11 protein-coding genes and 1 tRNA gene are annotated in these 13,234 nt (G+C 67.2%); 3 read left to right on the top strand and 9 right to left on the bottom strand.

All coding sequences use genetic code 11. The features are described from left to right. Positions 1 to 2 precede the first annotated feature (2 nt). The 3 genes from AADH62_RS01475 to AADH62_RS01465 form a co-directional block, all read right to left on the bottom strand. Positions 3 to 836: a DUF2993 domain-containing protein gene (locus tag AADH62_RS01475; protein ID WP_341577954.1), complete on the bottom strand. Its 834-nt coding sequence runs from the start codon at positions 834 to 836 to the stop codon at positions 3 to 5. Positions 837 to 840: 4 nt separating this feature from the next. Continuing rightward, positions 841 to 2,505: an arginine--tRNA ligase gene (argS, locus tag AADH62_RS01470; RefSeq protein WP_341577953.1), complete on the bottom strand. Its 1,665-nt coding sequence runs from the start codon at positions 2,503 to 2,505 to the stop codon at positions 841 to 843. 148 nt (positions 2,506 to 2,653) lie between these two features. Further along, positions 2,654 to 3,526 (bottom strand): transglutaminase family protein, encoded by an 873-nt coding sequence (locus tag AADH62_RS01465; protein WP_341577952.1) that lies wholly within the window; start codon positions 3,524 to 3,526, stop codon positions 2,654 to 2,656. Between the two features lie 65 nt (positions 3,527 to 3,591). On the opposite strand from AADH62_RS01465, the gene AADH62_RS01460 reads away from it, so the two are divergent. Beyond that, positions 3,592 to 3,664 (top strand) — tRNA-Arg (locus tag AADH62_RS01460). A gap of 329 nt (positions 3,665 to 3,993) precedes the next feature. Beyond that, positions 3,994 to 5,226 (top strand): dipeptidyl aminopeptidase, encoded by a 1,233-nt coding sequence (locus tag AADH62_RS01455; protein WP_341577951.1) that lies wholly within the window; start codon positions 3,994 to 3,996, stop codon positions 5,224 to 5,226. On the opposite strand, the gene AADH62_RS01445 is transcribed toward AADH62_RS01455, so the two are convergent. The 6 genes from AADH62_RS01445 to AADH62_RS01420 all read right to left on the bottom strand — a co-directional run bounded on the left by AADH62_RS01445 (position 5,157) and on the right by AADH62_RS01420 (position 11,080). Beyond that, complete coding sequence (locus AADH62_RS01445) at positions 5,157 to 6,734, bottom strand: alkyl/aryl-sulfatase (protein WP_425355631.1); 1,578 nt, start codon at positions 6,732 to 6,734, stop codon at positions 5,157 to 5,159. The genes AADH62_RS01455 and AADH62_RS01445 overlap by 70 nt on opposite strands. Further along, complete coding sequence (locus tag AADH62_RS01440) at positions 6,644 to 7,102, bottom strand: hypothetical protein (RefSeq protein ID WP_341577950.1); 459 nt, start codon at positions 7,100 to 7,102, stop codon at positions 6,644 to 6,646. The genes AADH62_RS01445 and AADH62_RS01440 overlap by 91 nt, the downstream gene beginning before the upstream one ends. A 92-nt stretch (positions 7,103 to 7,194) precedes the next feature. After that, positions 7,195 to 7,992, bottom strand: a complete 798-nt coding sequence (locus AADH62_RS01435) for a CPBP family intramembrane glutamic endopeptidase (RefSeq protein ID WP_341578020.1) — start codon at positions 7,990 to 7,992, stop codon at positions 7,195 to 7,197. Between the two features lie 113 nt (positions 7,993 to 8,105). Next, a complete protein-coding gene (gene trmB, locus AADH62_RS01430) occupies positions 8,106 to 8,837 on the bottom strand; it encodes a tRNA (guanosine(46)-N7)-methyltransferase TrmB (protein WP_425355630.1) in 732 nt (243 codons plus the stop codon). A gap of 17 nt (positions 8,838 to 8,854) precedes the next feature. Then, positions 8,855 to 10,144 carry a hypothetical protein gene (locus tag AADH62_RS01425; protein ID WP_341577949.1) on the bottom strand — a complete coding sequence of 430 codons (1,290 nt, stop codon included), beginning with the start codon at positions 10,142 to 10,144 and terminating at the stop codon, positions 8,855 to 8,857. A 96-nt stretch (positions 10,145 to 10,240) separates the two neighbouring features. Beyond that, positions 10,241 to 11,080: a DUF3097 domain-containing protein gene (locus AADH62_RS01420; RefSeq protein WP_341577948.1), complete on the bottom strand. Its 840-nt coding sequence runs from the start codon at positions 11,078 to 11,080 to the stop codon at positions 10,241 to 10,243. 138 nt (positions 11,081 to 11,218) lie between these two features. Between AADH62_RS01420 and AADH62_RS01415 the strand changes: the two genes are divergently transcribed. Then, positions 11,219 to 13,189, top strand: coding sequence for a TPM domain-containing protein (locus tag AADH62_RS01415; protein ID WP_341577947.1), 1,971 nt, complete (start codon positions 11,219 to 11,221; stop codon positions 13,187 to 13,189). The last annotated feature ends 45 nt before the right edge of the window (positions 13,190 to 13,234 follow it).

Genomic DNA, 13,234 nt, shown 5'->3' with positions numbered 1-13,234 from the left:
CGTTAGCAGGTGCCGTTCTGCTGCAAGGCGGCGTCATCCAGCATCCGGCCATCGATGTCGAACGTGCCGACAAGTTCCTCGCCCGTGACGGAGGCCGCCGTGAGCGTCGCTCCGGCAGGCAGGTACTGCGCAACGCAGATCTGCCAGTCCTGCAGGATGGGGTCGGCAAGAGACCCGAACTGGTCCCGCACGCCGTCAGCAGTCACCGCGAGTCCACTGACCTGCAGGCTTTCGGGCCGAAGCACGAGCTCGCCAGCCTCGGCACTGGGCACCAGCGAAAGTGACACCGGGATGCCGAACCCGAACAATGAGAGCTCAGTTCCGACGACGATCGCAGGGTCCTCGAGCGTGAGATCGACGATGTCGATCTGGGCGACGCTGTCGGTGAGGGCTGCCACCTGAGTCTGGTCGAGAGTCACCGTGGCAACTCCCGCACCCACGGTGTACGGCGCTGTCGTGCTCACCCCCTGCAGGGTGACGTCGATATCCGCCGTCGTCGGACCGAGCGGCACGTCGTCGGATGAGAGCCGCAGGTCGTCGAGGCTGCCGGTGAGTAGCTGGAGAGTGAGCGGGCCCTGGATCGACACGTCGACGGACTGATCGGCGGGCAGGTCGAGACCCGTCCGCGCCTGGCTGGCGATACCCGCCTCGATCGTTGATCGCACCACGGTCTCGACACTGACGACGACCACGACGAGGATGACGATCACCACGGCCGCAGCTGCAACAAGCCACGGCCACACCCGGCGACGCTTCTTCGGCTCCTCCGGAACCGCGAGCACCCAGCCCGCGCGCAGGTCCGGCAGCGGGTCAGTCGGGTGTTCGGCATCCGTCATGGGGCTACATCCGTTCGGGAGCTCCGACGCCCAGCAGCGTCAGCCCGTTGCGAAGCACCTGACCGGTGGCGTCGTTGAGCCATAGCCGCGTCTGGTGAACCGGCTCGATGGGGTCATCGCCGAGCGGAATCACGCGGCAGTTGTCGTACCACCGGTGGTACAGGCCAGCGAGCTCTTCGAGGTAGCGGGCGATGCGGTGCGGCTCGCGCACCTCCGCGGCGAACGCGACAGTCCGAGGGAACTCCTGCAGCGCGCCCAGGAGGGCAGACTCGGTCTCGTGCGTGAGCGTCTCGGGTGCGAACACGCTGCGGTCGACACCTGCCGCTGCGGCATTGCGCCCGACGTTGTGGGTTCGGGCGTGCGCGTACTGCACGTAGAAGACCGGGTTGTCGTTCGTACGCTTTTGCAGGATGTCGAGATCGATGTCGAGGTTCGAATCCGTGGAACTACGCGTGAGGGCGTAGCGGGCGGCATCCACCCCGACCGTCTCGACGAGGTCTTCGAGGGTCACAACGGTGCCGGCACGCTTGGACATCCGCACCGGCTGGCCCTCGCGCAGCAGATTCACCATCTGGCCGATGAGGATCTGCAGGTTCACATAGGGCTCGTCGCCGAAAGCCGCACACATCGCCATGAGTCGCTTGACGTAACCGTGGTGGTCGGCCCCGAGCATGATGATGCAACGGTTGAACCCGCGCTCGCGCTTGTCGAGGTAGTAGGCGAGGTCACCCGAGATGTACGCGGGCTGGCCATCGCTCTTGATCACAACGCGGTCTTTGTCATCGCCGAAGTCGGTCGAGCGCAGCCAGATCGCACCGTCGGCTTCGTAGATGTGGCCGAGATCGCGCAGCCGATCCACAGCCCGGGTCACGGCCCCGGATGCGTGCAGATCGTTCTCGTGGAAGTACACGTCGAAGTCGACGCCGAACTCGTGCAGGCTCTGCTTGATCTCGTCGAACATGAATCCGACACCGAGTTCGCGGAACGCTTCTTGCTTGGCTTCGGCATCCAGGGCGGCGAGGTCGCCGGCGTAGGCATCCGTCACCCTCGCCGCAATATCGGCGATGTAGGCCCCGCCGTATCCGTCCTCGGGCGCCGGCCGACCCTCGGCCGCAGCGACGAGGCTGCGCGCGAAGCGATCGATCTGGGCACCGTGGTCGTTGAAGTAGTACTCCCGCGTGACGCTCGCACCTTGCGAGGCGAGGATGCGGGCGAGGGCATCGCCCACCGCAGCCCACCGGGTGCCGCCGATGTGGATCGGACCCGTGGGGTTGGCCGAGACGAACTCGAGGTTGATGACCTGGTCAGCGAGCACCGTCGACGTACCGAACGCCGCCCCGGCGTCGACGATCGTCTTGGCGAGGGAGCCGGCGGCAGCCGCATCCAGCCGAATGTTGATGAACCCGGGACCCGCTACCTCGACACTCGCGATGCCGTCAACCTGCTCGAGCCCCGCCGCGATCTCGGCGGCGAACTCGCGCGGGTTCACGCCGAGGTTCTTCGCGAGCTTGAGCGCCGCGTTGGAGGCCCAGTCGCCGTGGTCGCGATTCTTGGGTCGCTCGAGCGGCAGGTCTGTGGCGGTCAGATCGGATGCCGCACCGTCGCGTCGAGCCTCGGCAAGAGGCGTGATCACGGCGAGGAGTGCGGCGGAGAGTGCTTCGGGGTTCATGGCCGATCCAGTCTAGGCGCGCGGCGCACCCTCCCCTCCCGCGTCGATGCGCACAGGTGAGAATCCGATCCGGCGCCGAGAATCCGCTCGGGGACTTGTGTCAGCGGCGCCCTATCGGATTCTCGGCGCGTTCGTGGCTACTTCGCTGCTAGGCCAGCTGCACGAGCGAGGCGAAGTCGTCGACGGCGTCGGGGGCGGATGCCTCGGGTGCGGCATCCGGGTCGGGTGACGCGATTCGCGCATCCACACGCATCCGATCGAGGCTGAGGTTTCCGCCGTGGTAGCTGAGGAAGGCGCAATCCGCGGCATCCCGGCCGGTCGCGATCCGCACGAGGGATCGCCGGTCAGCCAGCCGCGTGGCGTCGATGACGTACCAGGCACCCTCGAGGTAGGCCTCGGCGACGGCGTGGAAGTCCATCGGTTCAAGACCCGGCGCATAGCACGCGGTGTAACGGGCTGGCACGTCCATCGCACGAAGAAGTGCGATGACCAGGTGGGCGTAGTCGCGGCACACACCCTGCCCGGTCATCAGCGTCGTGACCGCTGAGTCGGTGCCGAGGCTCAGTCCCGGGGTGTACGTCACCGTCTCGGATACGAACTCCGAGACGGCGAGCAGAAGCTCCTCGCCGACGAGGCCTTTGAACTGCCGCCGGGCCTGCGAGAACACCTCGTCGGATTGGGCGTATCGGCTCGGACGCAGGTAGGTGATCGCTTCGAGGTCGCTCGTCGGCCGGGATGTCACCTGCTCGTCGACGACGGCGTCATATCGAACCTCAAGGGCCCCCGGCTCGCCGCAAAAGCGGTGCAAGCGACTGCCGGTCTGGTCGATGATCTCGATCGGCGTGTAGACACGGTCCCCCTGCGTGAAGGTGAGATTTTCGCTCAGAACCGGTGCATGCTGGGCGACGGCGATCTGGAAGATGAGGTCGATGGATGCCCGGAGCTCCAGGTCCAGTTCAGCGGTCACGATGCGATGCACCGGAGTATCCTCGCACGCCGCGAAGACGGGCGGATGACGCATCCCGTCACCCCGTGGTCGGGGCGGTCAGGGCGGGGCCGGCGGGCGATGGTAATCTCGATCGGTACGCCTCCGTAGCTCAGGGGATAGAGCGTTGGTTTCCGGTACCAAAGGTCGCAGGTTCGATTCCTGTCGGGGGCACGTTACGGCGAGAGGATCGTCCCGAAGGGCGGTCCTCTCGCCGTTTCTACACCCACCGTCAGGCGGGCCCCTGCCGCCGGAGGCTCCGCGGGCCGCGCAGCGGCGCGTGGAGCGGCGGTAGGGCGCGGGGGCACGTTACGGCGAGAGGATCGTCCCGAAGGGGCGGTCCTCTCGCCGTTTCTACACCCACCGTCAGGCGGGCCCCTGCCGCCGGAGGCTCCGCGGGCCGCGCAGCGGCGCGTGGAGCGGCGGTAGGGCGCGGGGGCACACCACTTTCGCCGCCGCGAGCGCCCCGATAGCCTGCCCCCGACGACACTCGGGGAGAGATGATGGCGAATCTATTCAGCAGGCACGCGCACGACGTGTTCGAAACGGGTTTCTACAGCGAGGACTTCGACTTCGAAGTGCGCATCCAGCTCGGACAAGCCCCCTACGGTGGCTCGGATGTCGGCGAAGTGCTGCGAACCATCGCGGAGGTGAAAGACGGTGACCACGAAGGCTGGTATCAGGCGTGGAGCGCGCTCGGCGAGCGCCTTGCGTCGCAGGCGGCGGCATCAGCGGATGCCGGACACCAGACCAGTGCCGCGGCGGCATACCTTCGTGCGGCGAACGCCTACGCCCCCGCGGTGAACGCAGCGGCCTCCCTGGGCGACGCCGACAAGCTGCAGCACACCTTCCGCGCCCACCGGGCAGCATGGGATGCGTTCGTCGATCGCGCACCGTACCCCGCAGAGCGCCTCGCTATCCCGTACGAGAACACGACGATGCCGGGCTACTTCTTCAGAGCGAGCACGGATGGCGCAAAGGCACCGACCCTCATCCTGGTCAACGGCAGCGACGGGTCCATCAGCAGCATGTGGGCGACCGGCGGGCTTGGAGGGCTGCACCGCGGGTACAACGTGCTCATGTTCGACGGCCCCGGTCAGCAGTCCATGCTCTTCGACAAGGGCATTCCGTTCCGCTACGACTGGGAAGCGGTCATGACGCCCGTCGTTGATGTGCTCGTTGGTCGGGACGACGTGGATGCCGAGCGTATCGCCGCGTACGGCATCAGCCAGGCCGGGTACTGGCTCCCCCGGGCCCTCACGTTCGAGCACCGGATCGCCGCGGCAGTGGCAGACCCCGGAGTCGTCGACGTATCGCAGTCCTGGCGCGCCGGCATCCCGAAATCCGAGATGGAACTCGTCGAGAAGGGCGAGAAAGAGAAGTTCGACCGCGGGATGGAGATGGCCCTGCGCTACTCGAAGTCCGTCTCGCGTCTGTGGAACTTCCGCGCCAAGCCGTTCGGCAAAGACAGCCCGTACGACACCATGGTCGAGATGCTGCGCTACCGGCTCGAGCCCGAGGATGCCGCTAAGATCTCCACGCCGCTGCTGATCACCTCACCCGAGAAAGAGCAGTTCTGGCCGGGCCAGTCCGAGCAGCTCGCTGCGATGGTGCCGGATGCCACGCTTCAGCCCTTCACTGCAGACGAAGGCGCCGACTACCACTGTCAGCCGCTCGGGCGCCTACTCACCGACGAGCGCATGTTCGACTGGCTCGACAAGCGTCTCGGGCGCTGACAAGCCCGCGGCGAGGCATCCTGGTGGTCAGGGAAGGACGATCTCGAAGTTGGGGTCTCCGGGTTCGAGCACGGCGGCGAGCTGTTCGAACACCCGCATGTCGCCCTCGGCCTCGATACCCGGACTCGTGCGGTCTCCGCCGAGCAGCGCGAGCAGACGCAGCTTCGGCATCCGCAGCACCAGTGGGCCGGCGGCTGCATCCGACCGCACGACCAGACGAGCACCCCGTTGCGAAGCGTCACGCGGTAGGTGACGTCCAGATCGGTGAAGACGAGATCCAGCGCGAGATCCAGGTCCCATGCCGCAGAGCCGTTCATCGAAATGGCGATCGAATCCAGCAGCTGCTCGGGCGAGAGCTGCGCAACGATCGAGGGGGCGTTCGGACGTGTCGGCGTTCCGAGGTTTCCCTCACGGAGCTGGGTGGCACCGGAGAGGAAGAAGTTGCGCCAGGTGCCGCTCTCGGAGCCGTACCCGAGCTGACGAAGCGTCGCACCATAGAGGTCGCGCACGCCGCCGTGCTTGGCATCCACGAAGACAGCATGGTCGAGGAGGGTCGCCGCCCAGCGGAAGTCTCCCTCGTCGTACGCAGCTTGCGCGGGCTCGATGACCCGGTCGATCCCACCCAGCGCCGCTACGTACCGCTCCGCCAGAGCAGCCGGCGGGTGCGGCCACAGGCGCGCCGGGTTGCCGTCGAACCAGCCCATGTAGCGCTGGTAGATCGCCTTGACGTTGTGACTGACCGATCCGTCGTAGCCGCGGGCGTTCCAGGCGTTCTCGAGCGCGGGCGGAAGCTGGATGACCTCGGCGATCTCGGCTCCGGTCATGCCCTGGTTCAGCATCCGCAGTGTCTGGTCGTGGAGGTAGGCATAGAGGTCACGCTGCGTCGAGAGGAACTCGACGATCTCGTCACGTCCCCACGTCGGCCAGTGGTGGGAGGCGAACACGGCATCGGATGCCTCGCCCCACCGTTCGATGGCTTCGGTCAGGTACTGCGACCACACGTGCGGGTCGCGCACGCGCGCACCGCGGAGGGTGAGGATGTTGTGCAGGTTGTGGGTCGCGTTCTCGGCCATGCACAGCGCGCGAAACGCGGGGAAGTAGAAGTGCATTTCGGCCGGCGCCTCGGTGCGGGGCGCCATCTGGAACTCGATCTCCACTCCATCGATCGTGTGTCGCTCGCCTGTCTCGCGGATGTCGAGGGTGGGCACGATGAGGCCGATCGAGCCCGTGGACGTCGTCTGTCCGAGGCCCGTGCCGACCTGGCCGCGCGGCCCTCGGGGAAGCGCGGCACCGTACATGTACCCGGCGCGGCGTCCCATCGCCGTTCCGGCATAGACGTTCTCTGCCACAGCGTGAGCGACGAAGCCCTCGGGCGCGATCACCTGCACCGTACCGGAGTCGATCTCCTCCTGGGACGTCACGCCGAAGACCCCGGCGAAGTGGTCGGCGTGGCTGTGGGTGTAGATGACGGCAACGACGGGCCGCTCACCCCGATGCTCGCGGTACAACGCGAGGGCGCTGCGGCGGTCTCGCTGGAGATGAGCGGATCGATGACGATGACCCCGGTCTCGCCCTCCACGAATGTGATGTTGGACAGGTCGAAGCCGCGCAGCTGATAGACCCCGGGAACGACCTCGAACAGGCCGTGCCGCGCTGCCAGCTGGGACTGACGCCACAGGCTCGGGTGCACGGATGCCGGGGGCTCGCCCTGCAGGAAGTTGTAGCTCTCGCCGTCTCGGACGACCTCGCCTGCGGCATCCGTGATCACGAGGGGGTCAAGAGTTCCGAGGAAGCCGCGCTCGGCGGCGACGAGGTCACGATCATCGCGAAACGGAAGCGTGTTCAGGGCGAGGGCGTGGGCGTCGATAATGGCCACAGCGGGGTCGAGCGATTCACTCGTGGCATCAGCGTGGCTGAAGCTCGGTCGGCACGCAAGAGCCGAAGGACCCGGTCGCCGTCACGGGCTGCTCAGACGAGAAAGAACCCATCCAGCAACCCCGGATTGTGCGCGTGGACCAGCACCGCGAAGACCACCGCGTCGAAGAGCAGATGCACGGTGACGACGTATGCGAGCGAGCGCGTGACGAGGAAGATGTAGCCCTGCAGGAGCGCGAACGGGATCGTCAGGAGCGGGCCCCACGCCTGGTAGCCGAGCTCCCATAGGAACGAGACGAAAACGACGGCCTGCAGCAGGTTCGCGGTGACCGGATGCATGTGCCGCAGCAGCAGGACGAAGACCGTGCAGATGAAGAACAGCTCATCCCAGATGCCCACGGCACCGACCCCGACGAACAAGCGTGCGATGAGATCGGGAGTGTCAACGACCGGCCAGTTCAGGTACACGCCTGAGGTGATGAAGTAGAACGGCAGGATGAGCCACCCCAGCACGAGCACACCCACAAGCCAGGCCCACTGAAACCAGTTCCAGCGCCCACCGCCCCGCCAGGGGAATCCGATCGCCCGATCCCGGTAGACGAACCGCGAGACGAGATAGGGAACTGCCACCGCTCCCCCGAGTGCCACCCCGAACCGAAGGATGGCGAGGTTGTCGAGCTCGGCCTTGAGCGGGATGGCGCTGACGATCAGCATCCCTATGGCGATGAGCGAGAGATCCCGCACGATCGAGGGGTCGCGAGAGACGACGCGGGCGGTATCCTGCCGGGTCCCCGCCCGGACGCTCGGGCGGCCAGCAGCGGGCGCAAACCGCTCCACCAGCACCGCCGCGATCATGCCCGCCGCCAGGAGCGTCCATCCGAGCCAGGGCATCAGGGCGACGAAGAACGCGGGAGCTGCCAGCACGACCAGCAGGGCCGGCACGACGCGCCATGAGATCGCGGGGAGCCGGTGCGGAGCGCCGTGCGCGGCATCCGCGTGGCTGCTCACGCAGACCGCCGGTAGGTCAGGTCACGGATCTCGCGCCCGGCACGAGTGCCTTTGCGTTCGAACGCCGTAAGCACGCGACCGTCGAAGCGTGGCGCCCAGTCGCCGTCGAAGGCGCGCGTGAACCCCGGCGCGGCATCCAGCACCGAAACCATCTGGTCGGCGTAGTCCTGCCAGTCCGTGGCAAGTCGAAGCAGGCCGTCGGGCCGGAGCACGGATGCCGCGAGCGCCGCAAACTCGGCAGTAACTAGCCGCCTCTTGGTGTGCTTCTTCTTGTGCCAGGGATCGGGGAAGAAGATCCACAGTTCATCGACGGATGCCGAGGGCAGGAGATGCTCGAGAACCTCGGGAGCGTTGCCCTCGACGAGTCGGATGTTGCCGAGGTTCGCCTGGTCGGCATCCAGCATCGTGCGCGCAAGCCCCGCCCGAAAGACCTCGACAGCAAGGAAGTTCGCGCCCGGCTGGGTGGTTGCCGCATGGACGATCGCGTGGCCCTGGCCCGATCCGATCTCGACGATCAGGGGCGCAGTGCGTCCCCACACCGCCGCCGGGTCGATGGTCGAACCCTTTCGGATACTCGTGGAGGCAGCGTCCCGCTCGACGGGGATCAGCATCCGGGGACTGACGTCGTTCCACGCGCGCTGCTGCGCCTCCGACATCCGGCCGCTACGGCGGACGAACGAGACGGGGTGCTGACGAAAACCCGTCGGGGCTTCGTCGGAAGATGTCACACCGGGAGCGCGACCGCTCACGGATACCCGATGGTCCACAGCAGGAACACTGCCACCACCTGCAGTCCGAGGCAGCCCAGCAGGAGCCACTGCCTGCGATGCTGCGTCGACGAGAACCGTTCGTCGCCAAGAAGGGGCGAAAGCGGCATCATGATGCGGAAGGTCGACTGCTGGGGCAGGAAGACACCGAACAGGTACAGCCCGTAGCTTGCCGCGTACGCGACGATCACGAGACCGAGCTTGCGCGTGGGCTTGGAGAACATCCACCACGCGAAAGCCGCCATGATCGCCAGCACGAGCAGGATGCCGAACACGTTCAGATACGTGCCGAAGAACCGGAACCAGGGCGTCATGGGCACGAAGTCACCGGTGCCGACGAGCGGAATCCACCAGGCGGTCTCAGTACGAACGTAAGCGTGCGGGATGCCGGTGACGGCATCGGCGATATAGGTCCACGACAGGCCAGCGGCCGCGATCGCGATCCCGCTCGCGGCAAGGCTCAGGCGCTGGCTCCAGGGGAACGGGTCGGTGCGGTGCTGCACCCAGCGCACGAGGAAGACGATACCGAGGCCCAGCGCGAGAGCGAGGACGCCGGGCCGGGTATAGGCCGCGAGTACACCCACCGGCAGGATGAGGAGGTACTGGCGCTTTATCGCGAGGAGCAGCGCTGTGAAAACGAGCAGCAGGAACAGCGACTCGGCGTACGCGAGCACGTAGACGAACGACAGGGGCGCGAAGGTGAACAGGACGATGCCCCACCAGGATGCCTGCGGAGTTGTGACGCGCCGAAGCAAGAGGAAAAGCACGAGGGTAGCGCCGAGGCTCGCCGCGATGCTGACGATGATCCCGATGATTCCCTCGTTCACACCGGTCAGGTCATGGCCCACCCGTTCAAGGAATGGCAGGACCGGCAGGAACGCCCAGTCGTTGGTCTGGACGATCCCCTCCTCCATAGGAAGCCGGATCGGATAGCCGGTGCGCGCGATGTTGAGGTAATGGTCGGCGTCCCACCCCGTGAGGAAGGTGAGGAACGTGCGCACGTGGATGCCGAACGGGCCGAAGCCGAGGTCAGCGAGCCGCGAGATTTCGAAGAACATCCACAGCAGCCCGAGGTTGACTGCGCGGCCGATCGCCCAGATCCCGACGACCTTGGTCAGCGTCCCGGAGGCGATCGGTTCAACTCCGACGCGCGCCGAGGTGAGGTCTGAGAGCCATTCGCTCAGAGCGCGAGGAAGACCTCGCCATCCCCGGGAGGAGGGGGCTCTCCGAGGGGAGAGCGCGACATCCTGTCGAGAGGTGGGAACCACTGCTGACCTTCCGCGCACACAAAAGGAGGCGAGAACGCCTCCGTCTAGTATGCCAGTCTCTGCGGCCGGACCAATTCGACGGTCAATGCCACTCCCTCAGTCCGAGGCAGTCACGTAGTCGATCAGCTCCTCGACGCGGCCGAGAAGGGACGGTTCGAGGTCGCGATAACTGCCGACCGCGCCCAATATCCGGCGCCAGGCGCGCGCGAGGTCTGCGGGAGTCTCGCTCGGCCAGCCCAGGGCGCGGCACGTCCCGACCTTGATGTCAACCCCGCGCGGCACGGTCGGCCATGCGCGAAGCCCGAGGGCAGCGGGGCGCACGCACTGCCACACATCGATCTCGGGATGACCGACGATCAGAAGGTTCTGCCCATGCCTGCCGCGCATGATCTCCGCGGCGATACGGGCCTCTTTCGATCCGGCGACCAGATGGTCGACGAGAATGCCGTACCGGCGGCGCGCCGACGGGGGCTCCTCATCGAGCATGGCGGCGAGGCGGTCGACTCCTTCGAGGTACTCGACCACAACGCCCTCGGCGCGCAGATCATCTCCCCAGACCTTCTCCACGAGCTCGGCATCGTGGCGCCCCTCGACCAGGATGCGGCTTGCTCGCGCGACGCGCGCCCGCTGTTCGGGAGCCGCGAACGAGCCGGATGCCGTGCGCACGGGCTTCTGCGATGCAGCAGGCCGGTGCGCCACGAGCACGATGTGCGAGCCATCCAGGAGGAAGCCGGGACCAAGCGGAAAGCGGCGCCGAGCACCAAAGCGGTCTTCGAGTTCGACCGTTGCCGCGTCAGACTCGGTCACAGCGCCACAGAACCCGTCGGCCTGCACCTCGATGACCAGGCCTCGCTCCGCCGGCACGCGAGCACTGTCAGTCTTCCCGTGGCCGCGCCAGCCGCTTGCGAGTACGTCAGTACCGTACCGATCGTCCACCACCGCACCTGCCTCTCGGGCACTCACCCTACGACGCACGCTGTGAGGATCCGGTGCGCCTCGCGGAGCACTTCCCGGGGCCCGGCGCCATCAATAGGATCGAAGGACGCGGGCTTTCGCGCGCCGGGAGGGGAATCGATGCCGACTCGATGGTCGTTCGGGGCGGTCCTGAGCGCGGTGGCCGTAGCGGCACTGGTCTCGCTCACCGCGGCGCCGGCGAGCGCCACCGATCCGGTCACACTCGACGCCGCCTACGTCCTCGACGAGGTCGACGCGCTCAGCGCTGCCGACGAAGCAGCCGCCGATGCCAGGCTCACCGAGCTATACGAGTCGACTGGCGTCGACCTCTATGCCGTCTTCGTCGACGACTTCACCAATCCGTCGAACAGCCAGGAGTGGGCGGATGCGGTAGCGGAAGACAACGGGCTCGGACCGAACCAGTACCTGCTTGCGGTGGCCACCGAGTCGCGCCAGTTCTACACCTCGGCCGACTCCTCCGGCCCGCTGAGCGAAGACCAGCTGCTGGCCATCGAGGATGAGATCAAGCCGTATCTGAGCGCCGGCGACTACCTCGGTGCGATCACAACTGCAGCCGATGGGTTTGAGGAAGCCCTGTCTGGCGGATCCGGGGGCGGCGGGTTCTTCACGGTCGTGCTGCTCGTCGTGGTGGTTGCAGCTCTTGCTGGTCTGGTCTTGTGGATCGTCATCCGTTCGCGCCGAAAGCGGGAAGCTGATCCGCAGGCGGTGAGTCTCGATGAGCTCGCTCGACGTGCCGCATCGGCACTGGTCGCAACCGACGATGCCATCACGACCAGCACGCAGGAACTCGGGTTCGCCCGCGCGCAGTTCGGCGACGCTGCGGCCGCCGAGTTCGAGAAGACCCTTGCCGCGGCGAGGGCGAGCCTCACGGAGGCATTCTCGCTGCAGCAGCGGCTGGATGATGCCGAACCCGACACTGAGGCTCAGATCCGCGAGTGGAACCTCGCGATTCTCGACCTGTGCGAGAAGGCGAACACGGCGCTCGACGAGAAGGCGGCGGAGTTCGAGTCCCTGCGCGAGCTGGAGCGCACTGCGCCACAGGCCCTCGATCGCGTTGCCAAGGACCACGAAAAGGCCTCAGCCGGCGTAGCGGACGCCGAACGGGCACTCTCTGAGCTTGAGGCGTCGTTCCACCCTGATGCTCTTGCGACAGTCGCCGACAACCCGGAGCAGGTCCGTGAGCGCCTCGCGTTCGCTGATGCTGTGCTATCCCAGGCCCGGCTGGACCTCGCTGCCGGCAAGACAGCCGAGGCCGCGGTGGCTCTTCGCGGCGCCGAGGATGCCGTTACCCAGGCACTGCAGTTGGAGCGAGCGATCGACACGCTGGCCCGCGACCTGCAGCAGGCGGCAACGACCGCGCAGAGCGTCATCGCCGGCCTCGAGGCCGACATCGCTACCGCCCGCGCACTTCCCGATCCCGATGGGCGCCTGGCTGGTGTCGCGGCGAGCACGGCGCAACAGGTCGCAGCTGCTCGAGCTCTCCTGGATGCCCCACAGCAGCGTCCGCTTGCCGCGCTGCACGCGCTCCAGGTGGCAGACCGGCAGATCGACGAGGTCCTGCAAGCAGCGCGGGACGCGCAGGCGAAGGCGCAGCGGGCCCAGCAGGCACTCGCGCAGATCTCGACGCAGGCGAGCGCTCAGATCTCCGCCGCCGACGATTTCATCGCCGCTCGGCGCGGAGCCGTCGGCGCCGAAGCCCGGACGCGACTGGCCGAGGCCCGCGCGAGCCTCGCCACCGCGCAGCAGATACAGGTCTCCGACCCCGCGCAAGCCCTCCCTCACGCACAGCGCGCGGAGCAGCTCGCGTCTCAGGCGATTCAGGCAGCTCAGCGCGACGTCGGCGCCTTCGACGTCAGCGGCTACGGCGGATCCCGCGGCGGCGGATCGAACGGCATGATGGGCGCAGTCCTCGGCGGCATCGTGCTCAATTCGATCCTGTCGGGGGGCGGCGGATCACGCCGCGGCGGGTTCGGCGGGGGCATGGGCGGCGGATTCGGCGGCGGAGGCTCCCGCGGTGGCGGGTTCGGCGGCGGAGGCTCTCGGGGCCGCCGCGGCGGAGGCCGCTTCTAGGCACTATCGATCACCACTCACACACCCAGACGGAAGGACACACCG

This window comes from Microbacterium schleiferi, assembly GCF_038150145.1.
Classification (GTDB): domain Bacteria; phylum Actinomycetota; class Actinomycetes; order Actinomycetales; family Microbacteriaceae; genus Microbacterium; species Microbacterium schleiferi_B.
Note: the sequence above shows the minus strand (reverse complement) of the source record. Positions and strands in the feature narration are given on the sequence as shown.

Bases quoted from the DNA above. Each gene is read 5' to 3' on its own strand.
- argS (WP_341577953.1), bottom strand. From the start codon at position 2,505: ATGAACCCCGAAGCACTCTCCGCCGCACTCCTCGCCGTGATCACGCCT.
- AADH62_RS01415 (WP_341577947.1), top strand. From the start codon at position 11,219: ATGCCGACTCGATGGTCGTTCGGGGCGGTCCTGAGCGCGGTGGCCGTA.
- AADH62_RS01435 (WP_341578020.1), bottom strand. From the start codon at position 7,992: ATGCCCTGGCTCGGATGGACGCTCCTGGCGGCGGGCATGATCGCGGCG.
- AADH62_RS01455 (WP_341577951.1), top strand. From the start codon at position 3,994: ATGGCGAATCTATTCAGCAGGCACGCGCACGACGTGTTCGAAACGGGT.
- AADH62_RS01465 (WP_341577952.1), bottom strand. From the start codon at position 3,526: ATGCGTCATCCGCCCGTCTTCGCGGCGTGCGAGGATACTCCGGTGCAT.
- AADH62_RS01475 (WP_341577954.1), bottom strand. From the start codon at position 836: ATGACGGATGCCGAACACCCGACTGACCCGCTGCCGGACCTGCGCGCG.